This window comes from Serratia proteamaculans (assembly GCF_004684015.1).
Classification (GTDB): Bacteria; Pseudomonadota; Gammaproteobacteria; order Enterobacterales; family Enterobacteriaceae; genus Serratia; species Serratia proteamaculans_F.
The window spans coordinates 17,645-36,939 of sequence record NZ_SRIA01000019.1 but is presented as its reverse complement, the minus strand read 5'-3'; the positions used below and the strand labels follow the sequence as shown (position 1 = coordinate 36,939).

The following is a 19,295-nucleotide window of genomic DNA, read 5'->3' as shown; positions in this document are numbered from 1 at the left end:
TGCAACGCGGCAATCAACAAGGAGAAAGGTATGAACAGGATTGATCGAACCCCGCCGGTCTGGATTGCCGCGCTGGCGTTGATGGGCACGGCGATGTCGGCACAGGCCGCGCCGGACAACTGGGGCGTCGAGGGCGCGCACGGCGAACTGCATATCAGCGGCGCACTGTCGGCCGGGGCCTGCCGGCTGGATATGACGTCACTGTTTCAGCAGGTGGAAATGGGGGTTATTCCGACGGCGACCTTACAGCGGCCGGGCGACCGGGGTGAGCCGGTGGCGGTGCAACTGCAATTGCGCGACTGCCTGCCGGTTGGCGGGCGTCAGCGTGATGATCGCACCGCCAACCTGACCTGGGACGCTATTCAGCCGGTGGTGTCGGTGTCGTTTGCCGCCCGTATGGACGACGACAACCCGGCGCTGGTGCAGGCACGCGGTGCCTCCGGGCTGGGCCTGCGGCTGCTGGACAGCCAGCGGCGCGATGTGCTGCTAGGGGCGCGCGGCATCCCGCAATTTTTGACGCCCTACAACGACCAGTTGACCTACTACGTGGTACCGGAGCGTACCCGGGCCGCACTGGCTCCGGGGGCGTTTCGCGCCAGCGTGGATTTTCGGCTGAATTATGACTGAGGTGCGGATGATGCAAAACATCTTTGGGTGTGCCTTGGCGCTGGCGTCATTGCTGTTGTCCGGCACCGCACTGGCCAAAATGGATGACACCACCATCAACGTGAAAATCAGTGGCACCGTGGTGGCGAACGGCAGTTGCACCTTCACCGGCACTGGCCCTATTGCGGTCGAGTTTGGCGATGTGTTTATCAATGACATCAAGGACAGTGCCTACAAACAGCGCCTGCCGTACACCCTGGTTTGCAAGGGGGACCCGGGAGGCAAAGCCATTCAAATGAAGCTGACGGGTACCGCTGCCGATTTTGACGGCACGTTGCTGAAAACCGACGCCAAGGGGCTGGGGATCAGCTTGCAAAACGGCGGTACCGCCCTGGCACTGAACCAGTGGGTAGACGTCGATCCTGCCGCGCCGCCCAAGTTTGACGCGGTGCTGGTCAAGCAAAAGGATGCCGACTTTCAGAATGGTCAGGCGTTCAACGGGTCTGCGACCTTAATTGTCGGTTTTAACTGAGGGGCAGAAAGATGACGCAATACAAAGGGCTGTCGGCGGCAATGCTGGCGATGGCGCTGAGCTTTCAGGCCGGGGCAACGCAGACCGGCGACCAGATCGACGTGACCTTTCACGGGGTACTGAAACAGCGCCCCTGCCATATCAGCAATGACCAGGATATAGCGGTGCATTTCGGCAACGTGGGCGTCAACAAGGTGGACGGTAGCCGCTATCTGCAAAAGATCAGTTACAGCCTGCTCTGTGATGAACCGGATGCCGGTGTGGCGCTGATGCTGTCGGTAAAAGGCACGCCCACCGGGTTTGATCTGGCGGCGGTGAAGACCAACGCCGACGGTCTGGGGATACGGGTGTTGCAGGACGGCAAGGCCTTTACCCTCAACAGCCGGATGAAGATCACCTACAAGACGCCGCCGAAGCTGGAGGTGGTGCCGGTCAAGGATCCTAACGTGACGCTGGTTGAAAAGCCGTTCACAGCCACTGCAACCCTGCTGGCGGAGTACGAATGATGCAACGACGAAACAGAATTCACCCGCTGTGGGCAGTGCGTATGCCGGCACTGTTGCTGACCCTGTTGATGACGGCGGGCGCGCAGGCGGCAACCACCGATAACCTGCGTTTTGACGGCACCCTGGTGGCGGACCCTTGCGAGCTGGACCCGAAAACCACCGATATTTCGCTGGATTTTGGCACGGTTGTCGACAAGTACCTGTACCTCAATACCCGCACCCACAGTAAGCCGATCACTATCCGTTTGCTGGGCTGTGACCTGTCGCTGGGCAAAACGGTGTCGCTGACCTTCAAGGGCACCGAGTCGGTGGCCTTGCCGGGGTTACTGGCGGTGAACGCCGGGGGCGCAGGGGGCATTGCCATCGGCATGGAACTGGCGGACGGTACGTCGCTGCCGATCAACAAGGCCACGCCGCTGATGGCGCTGACCAAAGATACCACCACGCTGACGCTGATGAACTATGTGCAAGGCGAACCGGCGGCGATAAAGGAGCACCAGATTGTGACCGGCGATTTTACTGCGGTAGCCACCTTTGCGTTGGACTACCCGTGATGACAACGAACGCAACTAGCGGCTGCCTGCCAGGTTTTAGGAAAGTAATCGCAAACACGGTGAGGGCAGTTGGACAAGGAGGAAGGGTGAGAAAAAACATAATTCCAGCATGGGCAGTCGGTCTGTCCTTATTCCTGATTGCTGTTCCACTATTGATAGCTTCGATGCCAGCGTCCGCATCGATGCAGTACGCGTTTAGGAATTGTGGATATACAGGCACTGGTACATGGTGCCGGAATTCAGGTTCCCAGTTTGTTCGCCGCGATGGTCTATCTGGTCCACTTGGCGCAACGCTGACTTTTATCGATTCGGGAGTTCAGGGCCGTGGCTACGTCCCGCCGGATGTAACCTATGTTACACCCACTCTCCAGTTGTGCTCGGGAGCCATTGCAGGTGACTGTAAGTCTGGACAGTCTACGCGCTCAGTTGCTGAAGGAACCGGGTGGGCATGTACACCTGGTGAAGCCTGGGCGGATTGTATGAATCGCGCAGCAGGCACGCCAGAAGTCCTGGAGGGGCAATTTCTAGGAGGGGAGAACGGAGCATGTTTGATTTTCCGCGACCAGAAGGGAGCCGAGTGGAGTACTGATTATTACGGCTATGCTTGTGGTAAGAGTAAATTGCCTCCGCCTACACCCGATAACTGCGCAGTCAAGTCATCAGAAAATTGGGACATTGCCTTTGGCAACCTCGAGCGTAGTGACATTTCTGCCACGTCCAGTAGCGAACAAACCAAAGATCTGACTTTGACCTGCACTGGTGCCAATGCCCACAACTTCTCCGTCAAACTCAATATGACCGCGACCTCCTGGTCGACGTCGCAACTGGCGACCAGCAACCCCGATTTGGGTGTGCAGGTGACCGTCGGTGGCGTCGCGGCCAAGCTGGGGGATTCGTTCACCATGAAAGTGCCGGGGGATGCGAGTAAAAAAATAGGTTTCTCGGTGCTGCGCAACCCGAAAACCAAGGCGCTGGATATTGCCACCGGCGACTTTAGTGCCTCGGGCACGCTGGTGGTAACAGAGCTGTAAGCCAACTGAACTCGCCGCAGACCAGCGCTGTGGCGAGCAGGGATCCGTTAATCAGGGAGCACGATCATGGACTTTATCTATCGACAGCCTGCCGCTGACGTGCATCTGCCGGATGCCGAGGCGATTACCCGGGTGGTGATTTATTCGCAAGACGTTTTTTGGCGGCAGGGCTTGCAGGCATTGAGCCAGCCATTGCTGCCTGCCGGAGTGGAACCGGTGGTGGTTTCCACGCTGGCGGATGTGGTGCGCGCGGTCAAAAACAGCAAATTGCCGGTGCTGGTGATTTACGCCTATTCGTATGGCGTCGCTTCATTACAGGGAGCGCTGGCAACGCTCAAACAGGTGGCCGAGGTGTCTCCTTTTTGTCGGCAGGTGGTGCTGACCGATGAACTGCAACCGCTGTTTGCAGCGCTGATGAACCGCATCCCCAGTCTGAGGGTGCTGGACGTGTATATGACGTGTGACTTGTTGCGACAGGTGTTGTCAGCACTGCTGAACCCATCCCTGGTGCGGGCCGTTTATCTGCCGCCGCTGCCCAAGGCCGATATTGATCTCAGCTTTCGTCAGCGGGGGGTATTGCGCCTGCTGCGTCAGGGCGTGAAACAGCAGGATATTGCCCGGCGGCTGCAAATTCATGAAAAAACGGTCAGCGGCCACAAGGTGGATGTCTTTAAGCGCCTGCACATTCGCGGCGGGCGGGAAATGATGTTGCTGTTCTCGCTGCTGGACGAGCTCTTCCGCCTGATGCTGGTTGGCTATCCGCTGCCGTTGGCGTGTTTACCGCCGCCAGTGCATAACGTCACCTATTTCGATACCGAGTGGCAAAACCTGAAACGTTAATTATCGAGAAATTACAAGGGCTTTAACCAGAATATGAATGCTTACTTTAGGTCCGGCGCCCTGCGTCGCAGTGTGATGATGGGCATGGTCGGTGGTTTTCTGCTTCTTGGTGGGTGTACAACCTCACCGGAGGCACGGCTGCGCCCGCAGGGCACCGGCAATATGGCGGCGACGCCGATGAAAGTGACCCCCGTTGCTGCCAAACCCGCAGCCGAACCGCAAGCGCCACAGGCAGTGGAAAAAGACAGCAAGGTCACGCAATGCAATAACGAGCTGGCGGCGCTGAAGACGGTGAATGCCGCGCACTATGGCCGCTATCGCAGCGAGATGGATCATCTGGTGGCCAGCGGTCGGCGTTATATGGATGTGCAGGCCGGTATCAGTAACGATATCAACGACATTATGACGCCGCGCTACCAGTACGGCATGGCCAGCCTGTGTTGGCGTATTCGTAATGCGCTGTCGCAGTCGCTGATGGCGCAGGCGGATATCCCGCAGGGGCGTGGGCAATGATCAAAGTCTGGTCAGTCACGGCGCGCAGCCTGCTGGCGGTTCCCCTGTGTTTCGCCGGGGGGGCGACGGCGGCTTATACCCCACCGGAACCGCTGTCTTCGGTCGACGCTCTGGTGCGGCCGCAGCAGGATAACGGCTATGGTTTGGGTGCCTTGATCGCCTCGCAACAGCAAAAGGGGGGCGATGAAAAGAAAACCGCCGCAGCACCGGCATCCGTTTCAGCGGCCGCTGCCGCGGCGCGTCAGGCCCAGTCCGCTCGCCGCCAGGCGGGTGCGTTGCAGGCGGAAATCGCCCGGCTTAAGGAACAGCTGACGGCCAGCCAAACACAACAACAGGCGGCGGTGAGTGAGCAATCAGCCCTGCAAGAAAAACTGCAAAAGTTAAGTGTACAGGTGGCTTCCGGCAGCCGGGATGACCAAAAATTGCTGGACAGCGAAGCGGCGCGCGCCACGCTGGCAGCCGATAAAACGGCCCTGCAACAGCAGCTGGAGAGCCAATTGGCCAAAGAGCGCTCGGCGGCGGCGCATCTTGCGACCACCGGTGATGCACTCAAAGAACGTGACGGCCAGTTGCGGGTTCAGCAGCGGCAATTGGATGCACTGCATGCTCAGTTGGCCCTGAGCGGGGATAACCAGAAACAGCTCAGCGCCCGCACGGCGGAACTGGCGGCAGCGCAAACGGCATTGGCCGCGTTACGTGCCCGGCCCGCCGGTCCGCAGGCCGATCTGACCACCCCAAGCGGCAAGCAGGACTACGTGGTCGGCCAGAGCATTGCCGCCAGCCTGCGCGATCGCTTGCAGAGTTACACCAGCGCCGGCTTGACGCTGGAGCAAAGTGGCGTGCTGGCCGGCATCAGCGACGGCCTGAAGGGCAACATGCAGATGAAAAAGGCCGATATGGATGCCGTTTATCTCCAGTTCGCCACCAAACTGCAGCAGCAGGTGAGCAAACAAGTCAGCGACGGCGAAGCGTTAATCGCCAAGAAGAGCCAGGGGCGCACACCAGTGAAACAAGTGGATGGTATCACCTATTTTGTGGTGAAAAAGGGCAAGACTATCCGCGATCCGGATGCGCCGGTGATGCTGTCGCTGACGGAAGCCATCGTCGATGGGCGTACGGTCAGTACATTGCCGCAACTGGTATTGACGGTGACCGACGAAATGCCGGCCGTGGTGCGTGAGGCGTTGCCATTGCTCGGTGAAGGTAGTGAGGTGCAGGCTTATGCGTTGGCTAAGTCGGTTTACGGTTCACTGCCGTTACCGCGTGGCGTCGAGGCGTTCACCGTGCTGAGTTATGACCTGAAGGGCTTGACCCCGCCACGCACCGCCAAGAAATAACCGGCAGTGGCAGCGGGGCGGTCATTAGCGGAATGGCGGCTCGTTAAAGGTGCGCAGCTTACGGGAATGCAGGCGATCGCCCTCGGCACGCAGCAGATCGATGGCGCAAATGCCTATCTGCAAGTGTTCCGAGATTGCGCCTTCATAGAAGCGGTTGGCCTGCCCCGGCAGTTTGATCTCGCCGTGCAGCGGTTTGTCGGAAACGCACAGCAGCGTACCGTAAGGCACCCGAAACCGGTAACCCTGAGCGGCGATGGTGGCGCTTTCCATATCTACCGCCACAGCGCGGCTGAGGTTAAAACGCAGCGCCGAAGCGGAATAGCGCAATTCCCAGTTACGGTCGTCGGTGGTGACCACTGTCCCGGTGCGCAGGCGTTGTTTGACCTCTTCGCCGGGCATGCCGCTGACCATTTTGGTGGCGTCATACAGCGCGCGCTGCACTTCGGCAATACTCGGAATTGGGATATCCGGCGGCAGTACCGAATCGAGCACGTGATCGTCACGCAGGTAGGCGTGGGCCAGCACATAGTCGCCAATCGACTGGCTTTCGCGCAGGCCGCCGCAGTGGCCAATCATCAGCCAGGCGCTGGGGCGCAATACCGCCAGATGGTCACAAATGGTTTTGGCATTGGACGGGCCAACGCCGATATTGATCAGCGTGATACCCTGGCCGGTGCGAGAAATCAGGTGGTAGGCCGGCATTTGGTGGTTCTTCCAGGCCAGGTCAGAAACGGCCTGATCCGGGGCGGTGGTTTCCGGCGTGATATAGATGCCGCCGGCGCTGGACAGCGCAATATAGGGGCTGGCCGGATCGGCTATCTCGGCACAGGCCCAGCGCACAAACTCATCCACGTAACGGGTGTAGTTGGTGAACAGCACGAATGGCTGGAAATGTTCCACCGGGGTACCGGTGTAGTGCCGCAGCCGCGCCAGCGAAAAATCGGCCCGCAATGCGTCAAAATGCGACAGCGGGAAGGTGCTGGTGGCGTGGAACAGGCCATCGGCGGTTTCATCACCAATCTGCGCCAACTCGGTGGTGGGGAAATGCTGAGCCAGGCTGGCGCTCATGGTGCGATCCAGCATCAGGTTGGAGCCGTCAATCACATAAGGGAAAGGAATTTCCAGCTGCGACGGCCGCACTTCGATATGCGCATCGTATTCACTCGCCAGCAGGGTCAATTGTTCGGTCAGATAGTGGCGAAATAACTGCGGACGGGTAATGGTGGTGGTGTAACAGCCGGTATGGGTGAAGCGGCCATAGGCACGGGTTTTGGTCTGTCCGGGCGAGGTGCCGTCCCAACTGACGCGCAGTTCCGGGTAAACAAACAGCCCCTGGGTGCGAGCCTGCATGTCGGGCAGGCCGCCATGACTGATAAAGTCGCCCACTGCCTGGCGCAGTGCTTCAACCGAGGCGTCATACAGCGCTTCCAGTTTATCGATCGCCTGAGCGGGGGTAAGGCCGGTGCCGGATTGCTGACTGATCATACTTTCTCCTTGGTTCTCCCGGCTCTGTGGCGGGAGGCAGGCGGATGCCGAAATCAATTCACAGCAACAGGTTAGCTGAAGACGGGCGCAAAAGCTTTTGAGAAAGGGTAAGGGGCGAATAAATTCGCCCCTCAGGCCGTAGAAAAAGTGCTCTGTTGTTTCATGGTAGGGGCGCTGCATGCTGCGCCCTATAGCATAATCAATGGGTTAAATCGGGTCGAACATGTTCGACCCCTACAGGTTTAGCCCTTATCAGGTGATGTTCAGGAGGCGGGGGCGGCCTGTTCGACCTTCAGCGAGACCAGACCGATACCGAGTTTTTTCGGTGTAAAGCCGCCGCTGGCCGCTTCCTGCGGTTCGGTCGGTGCTGGAGGGGTGATGCTGATGTTCTGCGCGCCGCCGGGGTTGTCAAAGCGCAGCGTCACGGTTGTGTCCTTATCGGTGAGCGTCACAAACTGCTCCTGATCGCCAACCCGTACCGAGATCGGTTCACCGATATTTTTGCCGTAGGCGCGGGCGCGCAGCACCAGATCGAAGACGGACGGCAGCGGGTCGACGTAATCGATATTCACCTTCGGTGCCAGGTTGGCGTCGGACCAGCGGCCCCAGTCCTCGACGGCGGCCACGCCGGTGATCGCCTTCACCTGTTCCGGCATACCCGGTAGCATGAAGGCGATGGCGTCCGCACGATATTTAACCGCCGCATCGTCCACTTTCAGCTTATCTATGGCGTTCTGGTAGGCGGCAACGCTGTCCGCCTCTGGGCTGCTAAAATTGACCTTGCCGCGATAGCTCCCGCCTTTGGCCTGCACGATATGCGGTGGGGCTGCCAGATTGCCCGACGCGACGCAGGTATCGGTGCTCAGCGCCAGCTCGGGCGCCCATACCCGGCCGATTTCATAGCATTTGTCGACCCAGACGAACTTCTCGCCCGCACCCAAACCGGCAAGCTGTTTTTTCAGCGGCGTGGACAGATAGACGTTAAACATCGGCTCAATCTTGTTATCCGTCACCTTCAGAATAAACGGCACCTTAAAGGTCATGCCGGAAAAGCTAAAACGGCTGCCCTGGTTATCCAGGCTAAAGTCGCTGATGCTGTTCGGGAAGCCCCATTGCTTGACCACCGCCGGTTTCCAGGCGTTGATTTTCTCGTCGATATTCAGGAACACCGTCGCCAACGTCGGGCTGGACAGGCTGCTGCGGCCAAGGCCAATGTAGTTATCGCCGCCCATCACGTCGAGCACCGTGGCACCGTTGTCCAGCGTGCTGCGCTTCTCGTTATGCAACGCGGCTTGCGGGTGAGTCCCGTCGATAATAAAGAACAGGTTGCGGCGTTTTTGTTTGGTCAGAATGTCATAGGCGGTGTTGTTCATCGCCAGATGATCCGAAGACACCACGATAACGGTGTTTTTGAAATAGTCGGACGCTTTGATTTTGTCGATCAGTGCCGCAATGTGTTGCTGGCTACAGGCCACCGCGCTTAACGAGCGGTTTTCTTTGTTCTGCCAACTGAACGACTTTTTGCTGCAACTGGCGGAGATAAAACCGTCTGGGTGGTGGGTGTCGACGGTCAACGCAAACAGCGAGAACTTTTTATCCTGTTTGGACAGCTCGACAAACTTATCGAACACCAGATCCAGCACGGTATCGTCGTACCAGCCCCAGTCATTTTTGTAGCCTGGGTCGTTGACCTGGCCACGCAATTCTTTAAAGCCGTAGGCATGGTCAAAGCCGTGCGATTTCAGGAAGGTGTCTTTGCCTGCGAAGGCCAGTTCGGCACCCTGATAAAAGTAGTTGTCGTAGCCGGCAGATTTCAGCACGTCGCCCAGGCAGATGTTTTCCGGGTAAAAGGTGGACACGGCGCTGGAGGCGTTGCCGTCAAACGGCGCAAACAGCGGGATACCGCACTGCGAGGCGACCATACCGGCAATGGTGTAGCCGGTGCCGGGCAACTGTTGGGTGTTGCTAAAATCAATGCTGTTTTCGCGGTGCTGATTCAGTTCGTCGCTCAGGCCGGGGAAGAGATCCGCATCCAGGTAGGTTCTTTCCAGGCTTTCGGCATAGATATACACCAGGTTCGGCGCTTTACCCTGCACGCTCTTTTTCGGCGCTTTGTAATAGGTATCAAAGTCGGCGGTATCACCGCTGATCTGGCTTCTGACCAGCAGGGAGATGTCTTGAAAGGCCGGGGTGGTGCCGACGGAAAACAGCGCCAGCAGCACGGCGAGCACACTGTAAACCACACTGCTGCTTTTTGCCTTGCGCCGCACCAGGCTCCAGGTCAGCACGGCGAAGATCAGCGCCAGCACCGCCAACAGGCCGATAAACGGCAGCAGGTATTTGCCGATGCCGGCGCCCTTCAGGCTGCTGGTGAGGGTGTAGAGCACCGCATCGGTAATGCCATCGCCGGTAAAGTAGTTACTGGCGATCAACACCACGTTAAGGATCAGATAGCTGCCCAGCAACGTCAGCAGGGTGGCCAGCCACCAACGGTTGGCGGCGGCCCGGGTCCGGTAGATGAGAATTGAGGCTAAAAAAAGTGCAAACGAAATTAATGCTGAAACCATCCACCGTACCCTGTCTGATTAAAAAGAAAATCTTAACTGCCCTGACAAATGCCGTTGACCCGCGCACAGCGCGAAAGAGGAAGGGTATAGCGCATTGAAAGCGGCAGGGTCAATGTGAGTTTGCGCTGCGTCGATGCGGCAGAGCGCGATTGGTCATTTTTGTGACAGTACTGTGACACTAATCACGTCTGAGGGCAGCAGAGCACAAAATATGCCCTCTCCTTGGGGAGAGGGTCAGGGTGAGGGGAAGCAGACCAATAATGCGCTCCTTTAATTCAGCTCCACCGCATATTGCTCCACCGGGGTGATTTTCTTGATCAGCTTGTTGTCGAACAGGAACTGTTCGTAGGCCTGATAGCGTGCCTTATCCAGTTTAGCCGGATCGCGGGCGAACAGCGGCAGGCTGGCTTGCCAGGCCTGTTTGTTCAACTCGGTATTCAGTTCCGGGTGGGCCTTGGCGAACGCCAGCCAGCTTTCCTGCGGGTGGGCTTGCAGGTAATCATTGCCTTTTTTCAGCGCCGCGAGGAATTTTTTGATTTTCGGCTCGCCTACCGCGTCGCGATTGGCGACGATAATCAGTTCGTCGTAGGCCGGAACGCCGTAATCTTCCACGTTAAACACCACCGGATCCTTGCCCTGCAATTTCAGCTCCAGCGCTTCAATATTGCGGTAGCCGCCGATCACCGCATCGACCTGACCTGCCAGCAGGGCGCTGGTTAGCTGGAAGTTAACGTTGATCGCTTTGGTGTCGTCGGGGTTGATATGTTCATGTTTGAGCATGGTTGCCAGTGTGGCCTGTTCGATGCCGCTGACCGAGTAACCGATTTTTTTGCCCTTCAGCCCCGCGGGGGTAGTAATGCTTTTATCCAGCGTGATCAGGGTATTGAGCGGTGAATTAATCAGGGTGCCCACTCGCACCAGCGGCAGGCCCTGGTCGGCAAAGAAATGCAGCTGCGGCTGATAGGTAATAGCCAGATCGGCCTGTTTGGCCGCTACCAGCCGTGGCGGCAGCGCCGGATCGGAAGGCGGCACAATCTTGATGTCCAGGCCTTCGGCCTTAAAGGCGCCGATCTGCTCGGCCACCATAATCGGCGCGTGATCGGGGTTGATATACCAGTCGAGCACCAGCGTCATTTTTTCAGCGGCGGTGGCTTGTCCGGCCAACGTGGCGCTGAGCAGCAGTCCGCACAGGGTATTCTTAATCATGGTCGATCCCTTGTTATCAGTCATTTTCCGGCGCCCAGTTGATCAGGCGCAGCAGCAGTGCGTCCACCGTCACCCAAAGCAGGACGGTCATCAGCACCAGAATAAACAGCGCGGCAAAACAGACGTCGGTCTGCATGCGCGCGTTGGCGTTAAGCATCACGTAGCCCAGGCCTTCCGCCGAGCCGACCCATTCACCGATGATCGCGCCGATCGGGGCGACGGCGGCGGCCATACGCAGCCCGGAGCCAAAGGCCGGCAGCGCCGCCATCAGCCGCACGTGCCGCAGTTGCGCCCAGGGAGAAGCGCGCAGGGTGCGGGCCAAGTCGAGATAATCGTTATTGACCCGGCGTAGCCCATCGAAAAAGGCCGAGGTGACCGGGAAGAAGATCACCAGCACCGCCATCACTACTTTGGCGCTCATGCCAAAGCCAAACCACAGCACCAGCAGGGGAGCCAGTGCAAACACCGGGATCGCCTGGCTGGTCAGCACCAGCGGCATCAGCCAGCGTTGCAGCCGTGGGGAATAAATCATGCACAGCGCCAGTACGGTGCCGAGCAACACCCCGGCCAGCAGGCCGCAGGCAATTTCAGCGGCGGTGATCAACGTGTGGTAACCGAGGTAAGCCCGGTCGTTCCACAGCGCCTGCGCTACCGCCGAGGGTGAGGGCAGCAGAAAGGCCGGAATATCCCCCAGGGTGGCCAGCCCCCACAGTAATAGCAGGCCGACAAACACCGTCAGGCTGCGGCGCATTCGTGACAGACGGCTTTCTACCTGCGGTTTCATCCGGCGGCCCTCACCAGTTGCAACAACAGCTCGCTTTGGCTTTTCAGCAGTTGCGGGTCGTCCGGCGCTCGTGGCGGCAAACCTTCGATAACATGGCTATCGTCGATACCGGCAGGATGGCGGGACAGCACCAGCAGATGATGGCTGAGACGGCAAGCCTCCATTGGGTCGTGGGTAATCAGCAACACGGTGTGCTGCGCCAGCAGTTCGGCGGCCAGTTGCTGGATCATGGCGCGGGTAATGGTGTCCAGTGCCGAGAAAGGCTCATCCATCAGCACAATTGGCTGGCGTTCATACAGGGTACGGGCGATGGCGGCGCGCTGACGCATGCCTCCGGATAGCGCAGCCGGTAAGGCATTGCCATAATCACTCAGCCCCACGCGTTCACGCAGGTGTTCCGCCCAGTGTCGATCGACCTTTTCACCGCGCAGCCGCGCACCCAGGCTAATGTTTTGGTCAATGGTCAGCCACGGATAGAGCAAATCCTTTTGCCCCATATAAGCGATACGTCCGGCAATCGGCAGGCCATCGCTGCCGGTCACCGAGCCGGAGGTGGGTTTTGCCAGCCCGGCAATAATCTTCAACAGGCTGGTTTTGCCCGCACCGCTGGCACCGAGCAGGGCGACAAAACTGCCGCCTGAGATATCGAAACTCAGCCGTTCGAAAATCACCTGCGGGCCAAAGCGCAGGGTTAAATCCCGTACCTGGATCCCTGGCCTGCCACCATGGTGCTGCGCGTTGTCTATACTCATTGGGCATTGAGCCCCATTTGCCAGAAGGCGGACTCCAGCCGGGTGGCGGTGGTGAAAATCACTGACAGTTCGTTCAGGCGGCTTTCGGCACCACGCTGGTGGCCGACGTTTTCCAGCAGACTGAGAGCGGCCTGCACCCCGGCCAGGTAGCCCGGATCGCCATAGTTGCGGATCCACGAGGCATAAGGGTTGCCTTCCATCACCGTGGCAGGATCGCCCAGCAGTCGCAGGCCGATCTCGGCATAGCCGGCGACGCAGGGCAACAGCGCCGCCAGCAGATCGAGAGCATCCCCTGAGTGGCCGATATCGAGCACATAGCGGGTGTAATTGAGGGTTTCCGCGGCTTCGGGCTCGGCGGCAATCTGCGGCTCGCTGAGGCCCCAGTCGGCGCAATAGGCCAGATGCAAAGGCAGCTCGGCCACGATCGCATTGAGTGACGCGGTGGCGGTGCGCATCTCCGGCAGGGTGCGCAGTTTGCTGACCAGCAGAGCGTAAGCGCGGGCAAAGTGGATCAGGAACAGATAATCCTGGGTCAGATAGCGGCGGAAAGCGGGCTCGGGCAGCGTACCGGCGGCCAGTTGCTGAATAAAAGGGTGAGCGACGTAGTCCTGCCAGTGGTTACCGGCGCGCTGGCGCAGTTGTCCGTAAAGACCGTTGTCGAATTGGGGAGTAAACATGGGACCTCCAAAAGTAAGTGGAGATCCGGGCGCGCTGAGGTATGAACAGGCAATGACTGATAGCGTTATTGCCGACCCGTCCCTTCGCTGGCATGACCCAGATCAGGTTCAAAGGGTTCGGCTTGCGCCATCTCAGCCCATTACAGGACACCCCTCGGAGGAGCCTGTTATACGATATTTACTTTTTGATTACAATGCTTGGACGGGGGGAAGCCTGGAGGATTTTCTCCGCCAAAAACGGTTCGTTTAGTGCGGTCGAAGACAATTTCTCTGGCTTGCAGGGGGGCATGTTTGTCACTGTAATCCGGTCATAAATGAACCTAAGGATACTACCCATGAAGAAAATCGGATTTCTCTCTTTTGGCCACTGGACACCTTCGTCACAGTCGGGTACCCGCTCGGCTGGCGATGCGCTGTTGCAATCGATCGACCTGGCTGTCGCGGCAGAAGAGCTGGGGGCGGACGGAGCTTATTTCCGCGTACATCACTTTGCGCGCCAGCTTGGCTCGCCATTCCCGCTGCTGGCTGCCATCGGTGCCAAAACCCAGCGTATTGAGATTGGTACCGGCGTGATCGACATGCGTTATGAAAACCCGCTGTATATGGTGGAGGACGCCGGAGCCGCCGACCTGATTTCAGGTGGGCGCTTGCAGCTTGGCATCAGCCGTGGCTCCCCTGAGCAGGTGATTGATGGCTGGCGATACTTTGGCTATACGCCTGCCGACGGTGAAACCGAGGCCGATATGGCCCGTCGCCACACTGAAGTGCTGCTTGACGCGCTGCGTGGCGAAGGCTTTGCCGAACCCAGCCCGCAGCCGATGTTCCCTAATCCCCCTGGCTTGCTGCGCGTTGAACCTTTCTCTGCCGGCCTGCGCGATCGCATCTGGTGGGGGGCCAGCTCAGACGCCACGGCAGTTTGGGCGGCGAAGCTGGGAATGAACCTGCAAAGCTCGACGCTGAAAAACGACGAGACCGGCGAGCCGTTCCACGTGCAGCAGGCCAAACAGATCCGCGCTTACCGCGAGGCCTGGAAGGTTGCCGGACATAAACGAGAGCCGCGGGTATCGGTCAGCCGCAGCATCTTTGCGCTGATGGATCAGCGGGATCGCAACTATTTCGGCAATAGCGGGCAGGAAGGCGATCAGGTCGGTTACATCGGCGATCAGACCCGGGCGATATTCGGCCGCAGCTATGCCGCCGAGCCGGAACTGTTGATTAAACAACTGGCGCAGGACGAAGCGATTGCTGAAGCGGATACCTTGTTACTCACCGTGCCAAACCAGCTGGGCGTTGAGTATAACGCCCATGTGATTGAGTCGATCCTGACGCATATCGCACCGGCGCTGGACTGGCGCTGATCGGCCGCTGACCCAAAGCCTGCCGCACTGTTCTGGGCAGGCTTGACTTATTTTGCTCATTTTGTATTTTAAGGACATGCATACTTTTCTGATTATCGTCCCCGAAGGGGGCATGTTGTTTGAGTCGGCGGGCATTGCCGATATCCTGATGCAAGCCAACCGTTTGAGGCCCAATGACGCTCCGCTCTACCGAATGATGATAGTCACCACCCAGTCTCACCGGGTGGTGCATGGGTCGTCGGGGTTGAACCTGTTGGCCGATCACCGCCTTTGCGATCTCGATCCTGAGCAGGAACGCGACACCATCATCGTCACCGGCAAAGGGGCGACTGAAGAAGAAAGTGCCTGTGTGGTGGATTGGCTGCGCCGCGCTGCACCCAAAGCCCGGCGAATTGCGTCGGTTTGCGGCGGTGCCTTGCTGCTTGCCGAAGCCGGTTTACTCGACGGACGCCGTGCCACCACCCATTGGCGATTGCTGGAAACCTTGCAAACGCATTTCCCCAAAGTACAGGTCGAAAATGGGCCGTTGTATATTCAGGATGGCTCGGTCTGGACCTCCGGCGGGGTGAGTTCCGGCTTTGATCTCACCCTGGCGCTGGTGGAAGACGATTACGGTTTTGTACTGGCGCGTGAAGTGGCGCAAGACCTGGTGATGTTTCTGCGTCGGCCCGGTGGTCAGGCACAGTTCAGTCGTTACCCTTTAAATCAGGCTAAAATGCCCGGCCCAATCCGCGATCTTCAGTCGTGGATCCTGGAAAATCTGACCGAAGATCTTAGTGTAGAAAAACTGGCGGAACGGGTCGCCATGAGTCCGCGAAACTTTACCCGGGTGTTCACCCGTGAGAGTGGTATCCCGCCCGCCAAATTTGTCGAAGAAGGGCGCTTATACCTGGCCCGGCAGCGTCTGGAGCAGAGTTCGGCAGGTATCGATCAAATCGCCATCAGCTGTGGTTTTGGTAATGGCCTCAATCTGCGGCGCGTTTTCGAAAGGCATTTGCAACTCACGCCTACCGAGTATCGTGAACGTTTTCATTCCCGCATGTTGGCGTAAAGTGATCTACAAACGTCATTTACGTCATGTCTCTCTCGGCTTAGTTTGGTAACAGAGCCAATAACGAAGGAGTAGATCATGGTCAAAGTAGGCATTAATGGATTCGGCAGGATCGGCAGGAATGTGTTGCGTGCTGCGCTGGGGCGCAGTGACTTTGAAGTTGTGGCAATCAATGATTTGACCGACAGCAAAACCCTGGCGCATCTGCTGAAATACGATACGCTTTCGGGCACCCTGGCAGCCAGTGTCGAAGCCGGTGAAAACCAGTTGTTGCTCGATGGTCGGCCGATTCATGTGTTCTCCGAAAGAGATCCGGCAGCGATCCCATGGAAAAGCGTGGGGGTTGAAGTGGTGATCGAGGCAACGGGTTTCTTTGCCGACAAAGCCAAGGCCGAAGTGCACATCACCAAAGGCGGCGCCAAGCGAGTCATTATCTCGGCACCGGCCAAGGACGACGATATTACGATCGTGATGGGCGTTAACCATCAGCATTACGATCCGGCCAAACATTTTGTGGTCAGCAACGGTAGCTGTACCACTAACGGTCTGGCACCTGCCGCTCAGGTATTGCACCAGGCTTTCGGCATTGAATACGGCCTGATGAATACCACGCATGCTTACACCAATAGCCAGGCATTGCACGATCAGCCGGAAAAAGACTTGCGCGGTGCTCGCGCCGCCGCAGAGTCGATTGTGCCTTATTCCAGTGGCGCGGCCAAAGCACTCGGCAAGGTGATCCCGGAGCTGGATGGGCGCTTGACCGGTTACTCGCTGCGGGTGCCGGTACCGGTGGTATCCATCGTGGACTTAACGGTGACGCTGAAACGCGACGTCACGGTTGAAGAGATCAACGCCGCCTTCCGCCAGGCTGCCGGATCCGGCCCTCTCAAGGATATTCTGGGCTACAGCGAAGAGCCTCTGGTGTCCAGCGACTATAGAGGCGATCCGCGTTCATCGGTGATTGATGGGCTTTCCACGCTGGTGATTGGTGGCAAGTTGGTCAAGATCCTTGCCTGGTACGATAACGAGTGGGGTTTCTCTAATCGTCTGGTAGATCTGGCGGTTCTGATGGAAAAACGCGGTTTGTAGAAGAGTAGGGGCGCTGCATGCTGCGCCCTATAGCATAATCAATGGGTTAAATCGGGTCGAACATGTTCGACCCCTACTGGTTTAGCCCTTAAACAGATTTGCTGGCAGTCTGAATTACAGTTGCGCGATCCGCATTAAATCTTGTTTGGCCCCTGGCGCGACCGCCAGCACCGGCCCGCCGCGCAGCAGATGTTCCCCGTTGGTATTAAACGGATGGGTCCAGCCACCGGCCTCGTTGACCAGGCAGTAACCCGCCAGACAATCCCACGCGTGCATATAAGGCTCGTAATAGCCCACCAGTCTTCCGGCGGCCACCCAGGCCAGCATCATGGCACCGGAACCGTTGCGGAAGAAATTGCCGCCCACGGCGGTGATCGCGGCGGCTATTTCGCCAACGCGCTCGGGCGTTACATAGCTGTTGGCACCAAAACCGGTAACGTGGTTTTGCATGGTGCGCTGCGGATCCACCCGTAGCGGTTTGCCATTAAGCGTGGCACCTGCACCGCGTGCCGCAACAAAGCACTCTTGCTGGCAGGGGGCGACAATCACCCCAATCACCGGCTCACCCTGATGGATTACCGCAATCGACACACACCAGTTCGGCATGCCGTTAACGAAAGGGCTGGTGCCGTCGATCGGATCCACCACCCAGGTGTAGCCAGAATCACCGGGCTGCAGGCCAAACTCCTCCCCCAAAAAACCGTCGTTCGGGAACTGCTGGGCGATGTGTTCACGGATCAACAGTTCAACCTCACGGTCGGCTATCGATACCACGTCCTGTGCATCACGCTTGGTTTCAATCACCAGGCCTTCGCGACGGTTGAAATAGTCCAGCGCTTTGTCGCCGGCCGCTCGCGCAGCCTGCTCGGCCAGCGCCAGGCGTTGGGAAATCAGCTCATTCATTTTCGCTCCTTAAGGTTTTGAGGCTTAGGGGCATTATGTCCTTCTTTTATGAAGATAATCTTATCGGCCTGCTATGTCCCGCACCAGGCGCCTGCCTGCACGAAATGCTTCTTAACCCGAAGGAAACGGAACGAAAACTACGGGTTAATTTGCTGCGATCAGCCCTGAACCATTGATATGGGCGCGCGGAACGGCAAGTGCCTGGAACATATGCCTGATGCTATCGTGAATGAAGTGCTGGCCAGACTGGCAGCCATTCTGAGTTGATGCTCAAGGTGCAGAAAAGCAAAAGACCCGCCTAAGTCTCCTTAAGCGGGTCTTTCGAATTTGGCTCCTCTGACTGGACTCGAACCAGTGACATACGGATTAACAGTCCGCCGTTCTACCGACTGAACTACAGAGGAATTGTCTGAACGGGGCGCATCATATCCAGCCACCCAGAATGTGTCAACGCTAAATTCGTCTATTCAGTGCGACTGCTCAGCAACTGAACAATGCGGGCCGTTTATGGCTGTTCCGCATCGCTGTCGGCTTGTAGCCGCTGCAAACGCGCCAGCGGATCCTGTTTATAGAAGCGGCAGAAATGCTGGTACATCACCGGGAAACGGTTAGCCAGCAGTTCGGGGGCGCTGAAAAAATACTCCGACAACACGGCAAAGCACTCGGCCGGATCGGTGGCGGCATAGGCGTCCATGCTGGCGGCTTCTTCACCGACCATGTCTATCTCATCTTGCAGGTTTTCCATCGCGGCGTGCAGGTCATGTTCCCAGGCGGCGATATCGCGCAGCGGGATAGGGGGAATGCCGGTGGCGCTGCCGCCGTTGCGCATATCCAGCTTGTGCACTGCCTCGTGGATCACCAGGTTAAAGCCGGAGAGATCGAATGAGTCCTGCACGTCCTGCCAGTTGAGCACTATCGGCCCCTGTTCCCAGCTTTGGCCTGACTGCACCACTGGCCCGGAGTGCACCAGGCCGAAGTCGTCCTGCCATTCTTCGTCCACCACGAATGGCGTGGGGTAAAGCAGGATCTCATTGAAACCGTCGAGGCATTCGGCCCCCAGTTCCAGCACGGGTAATGCGAACAATAGGGCAATGCGTGCCTGCATTTGCGGGGTCAGCACCAATCCTTGTAACGGGACAATGCTTTTGTGTTGCAAAATCTGCCCGGCAACGGCGATCAGCCGCTGTTGTTCCCGCTCATCCAGCGGAGAGAGCAGGGGGATTGCCAGCGCGTCTTGCCACTGGGCAAGCGTTTCCGCCTGCGGTTGTTGCGTTTTCCACGGCCATTTAATCATTGCGTTGCTCGTAAACTCGTCACTTGAACGTTCGGCTGGAGGCTAACTCTGTAAAAATGCCGCAAAAAGGGGCATGATAGCAAGCACTTGAAGGAGAGATGCCGGAGCGGCTGAACGGACCAGTCTCGAAAACTGGAGTAGGGGCAACTCTACCGGGGGTTCAAATCCCCCTCTCTCCGCCATTATTCAAGCACTTAGGTAAAATTCTTT

General features: G+C 58.1%; 19 protein-coding genes, 2 tRNA genes, 1 pseudogene and 1 riboswitch. Of the genes and pseudogenes, 13 read left to right on the top strand and 9 right to left on the bottom strand.

The genetic code is table 11. The features are described from left to right. Positions 1–30 precede the first annotated feature (30 nt). From E5C26_RS15865 to E5C26_RS15830, 8 genes are all read left to right on the top strand, one after another. The gene (locus tag E5C26_RS15865; RefSeq protein WP_135317176.1) at positions 31–627 is read left to right on the top strand and encodes a fimbrial protein; all 597 of its coding nucleotides are present in this window, start codon (positions 31–33) and stop codon (positions 625–627) included. Positions 628–637: 10 nt separating this feature from the next. Beyond that, a complete protein-coding gene (locus E5C26_RS15860; RefSeq protein WP_167796664.1) occupies positions 638–1,138 on the top strand; it encodes a fimbrial protein in 501 nt (166 codons plus the stop codon). Positions 1,139–1,149: 11 nt separating this feature from the next. Continuing rightward, positions 1,150–1,644 (top strand): fimbrial protein, encoded by a 495-nt coding sequence (locus E5C26_RS15855; RefSeq protein WP_135317174.1) that lies wholly within the window; start codon positions 1,150–1,152, stop codon positions 1,642–1,644. A gap of 41 nt (positions 1,645–1,685) precedes the next feature. Continuing rightward, positions 1,686–2,198, top strand: coding sequence for a fimbrial protein (locus tag E5C26_RS15850; protein ID WP_135317702.1), 513 nt, complete (start codon positions 1,686–1,688; stop codon positions 2,196–2,198). Continuing rightward, positions 2,198–3,229 (top strand): fimbrial protein, encoded by a 1,032-nt coding sequence (locus tag E5C26_RS24985; protein WP_135317173.1) that lies wholly within the window; start codon positions 2,198–2,200, stop codon positions 3,227–3,229. The genes E5C26_RS15850 and E5C26_RS24985 overlap by 1 nt, the downstream gene beginning before the upstream one ends. Before the next feature lie 66 nt (positions 3,230–3,295). Beyond that, positions 3,296–4,069 carry a helix-turn-helix domain-containing protein gene (locus E5C26_RS15840; RefSeq protein ID WP_135317172.1) on the top strand — a complete coding sequence of 258 codons (774 nt, stop codon included), beginning with the start codon at positions 3,296–3,298 and terminating at the stop codon, positions 4,067–4,069. A gap of 33 nt (positions 4,070–4,102) precedes the next feature. Further along, a complete protein-coding gene (locus tag E5C26_RS15835) occupies positions 4,103–4,582 on the top strand; it encodes a hypothetical protein (RefSeq protein WP_135317171.1) in 480 nt (159 codons plus the stop codon). Then, positions 4,579–5,919 (top strand): FKBP-type peptidyl-prolyl cis-trans isomerase N-terminal domain-containing protein, encoded by a 1,341-nt coding sequence (locus E5C26_RS15830; protein ID WP_135317170.1) that lies wholly within the window; start codon positions 4,579–4,581, stop codon positions 5,917–5,919. The genes E5C26_RS15835 and E5C26_RS15830 overlap by 4 nt, the downstream gene beginning before the upstream one ends. 24 nt (positions 5,920–5,943) lie before the next feature. On the opposite strand, the gene E5C26_RS15825 is transcribed toward E5C26_RS15830, so the two are convergent. From E5C26_RS15825 to E5C26_RS15800, 6 genes are all read right to left on the bottom strand, one after another. Continuing rightward, the gene (locus E5C26_RS15825) at positions 5,944–7,404 is read right to left on the bottom strand and encodes an AMP nucleosidase (RefSeq protein WP_135317169.1); all 1,461 of its coding nucleotides are present in this window, start codon (positions 7,402–7,404) and stop codon (positions 5,944–5,946) included. Positions 7,405–7,667: 263 nt separating this feature from the next. Continuing rightward, a complete protein-coding gene (gene opgB / locus E5C26_RS15820; RefSeq protein WP_135317168.1) occupies positions 7,668–9,971 on the bottom strand; it encodes a phosphatidylglycerol--membrane-oligosaccharide glycerophosphotransferase in 2,304 nt (767 codons plus the stop codon). Between the two features lie 270 nt (positions 9,972–10,241). Beyond that, positions 10,242–11,177, bottom strand: coding sequence for an ABC transporter substrate-binding protein (locus E5C26_RS15815; RefSeq protein WP_135317167.1), 936 nt, complete (start codon positions 11,175–11,177; stop codon positions 10,242–10,244). Between the two features lie 16 nt (positions 11,178–11,193). After that, on the bottom strand, positions 11,194–11,961 hold the full coding sequence (locus E5C26_RS15810; RefSeq protein ID WP_135317166.1) for an ABC transporter permease: 768 nt from the start codon (positions 11,959–11,961) through the stop codon (positions 11,194–11,196). Continuing rightward, positions 11,958–12,713 (bottom strand): ABC transporter ATP-binding protein, encoded by a 756-nt coding sequence (locus E5C26_RS15805; RefSeq protein WP_135317165.1) that lies wholly within the window; start codon positions 12,711–12,713, stop codon positions 11,958–11,960. Before E5C26_RS15805 ends, E5C26_RS15810 begins: the two co-directional genes overlap by 4 nt. Next, positions 12,710–13,390, bottom strand: a complete 681-nt coding sequence (locus E5C26_RS15800; RefSeq protein WP_135317164.1) for a TenA family protein — start codon at positions 13,388–13,390, stop codon at positions 12,710–12,712. Before E5C26_RS15800 ends, E5C26_RS15805 begins: the two co-directional genes overlap by 4 nt. A 62-nt stretch (positions 13,391–13,452) precedes the next feature. Next, positions 13,453–13,555, bottom strand: a riboswitch (TPP riboswitch). 170 nt (positions 13,556–13,725) lie between these two features. Between E5C26_RS15800 and E5C26_RS15795 the strand changes: the two genes are divergently transcribed. The 3 genes from E5C26_RS15795 to gap all read left to right on the top strand — a co-directional run bounded on the left by E5C26_RS15795 (position 13,726) and on the right by gap (position 16,888). Beyond that, positions 13,726–14,748 (top strand): LLM class flavin-dependent oxidoreductase, encoded by a 1,023-nt coding sequence (locus tag E5C26_RS15795; protein WP_135317163.1) that lies wholly within the window; start codon positions 13,726–13,728, stop codon positions 14,746–14,748. A gap of 76 nt (positions 14,749–14,824) precedes the next feature. After that, entirely contained in the window at positions 14,825–15,799 is a 975-nt protein-coding gene (locus E5C26_RS15790; RefSeq protein ID WP_135317162.1) for a GlxA family transcriptional regulator, read from the top strand. A gap of 78 nt (positions 15,800–15,877) precedes the next feature. Further along, positions 15,878–16,888: a type I glyceraldehyde-3-phosphate dehydrogenase gene (gap, locus tag E5C26_RS15785; RefSeq protein WP_135317161.1), complete on the top strand. Its 1,011-nt coding sequence runs from the start codon at positions 15,878–15,880 to the stop codon at positions 16,886–16,888. A gap of 114 nt (positions 16,889–17,002) precedes the next feature. Here the strand turns inward: gap and E5C26_RS15780 are convergent, their stop codons facing one another. Then, positions 17,003–17,791 (bottom strand): inositol monophosphatase family protein, encoded by a 789-nt coding sequence (locus E5C26_RS15780; RefSeq protein ID WP_135317160.1) that lies wholly within the window; start codon positions 17,789–17,791, stop codon positions 17,003–17,005. 118 nt (positions 17,792–17,909) lie between these two features. Between E5C26_RS15780 and E5C26_RS24810 the strand changes: the two are divergent. Next, positions 17,910–18,058, top strand: a pseudogene (locus tag E5C26_RS24810) (type II toxin-antitoxin system PemK/MazF family toxin); the annotation flags it as partial. 61 nt (positions 18,059–18,119) lie between these two features. On the opposite strand, the gene E5C26_RS15770 reads toward E5C26_RS24810, so the two are convergent. Beyond that, a tRNA-Asn gene (locus E5C26_RS15770) sits at positions 18,120–18,195 on the bottom strand. A 101-nt stretch (positions 18,196–18,296) separates the two neighbouring features. Beyond that, on the bottom strand, positions 18,297–19,085 hold the full coding sequence (mtfA, locus tag E5C26_RS15765; protein ID WP_135317159.1) for a DgsA anti-repressor MtfA: 789 nt from the start codon (positions 19,083–19,085) through the stop codon (positions 18,297–18,299). Positions 19,086–19,177: 92 nt separating this feature from the next. Here mtfA and E5C26_RS15760 point away from each other — a divergent pair. Next, positions 19,178–19,267 (top strand) — tRNA-Ser (locus E5C26_RS15760). The last annotated feature ends 28 nt before the right edge of the window (positions 19,268–19,295 follow it).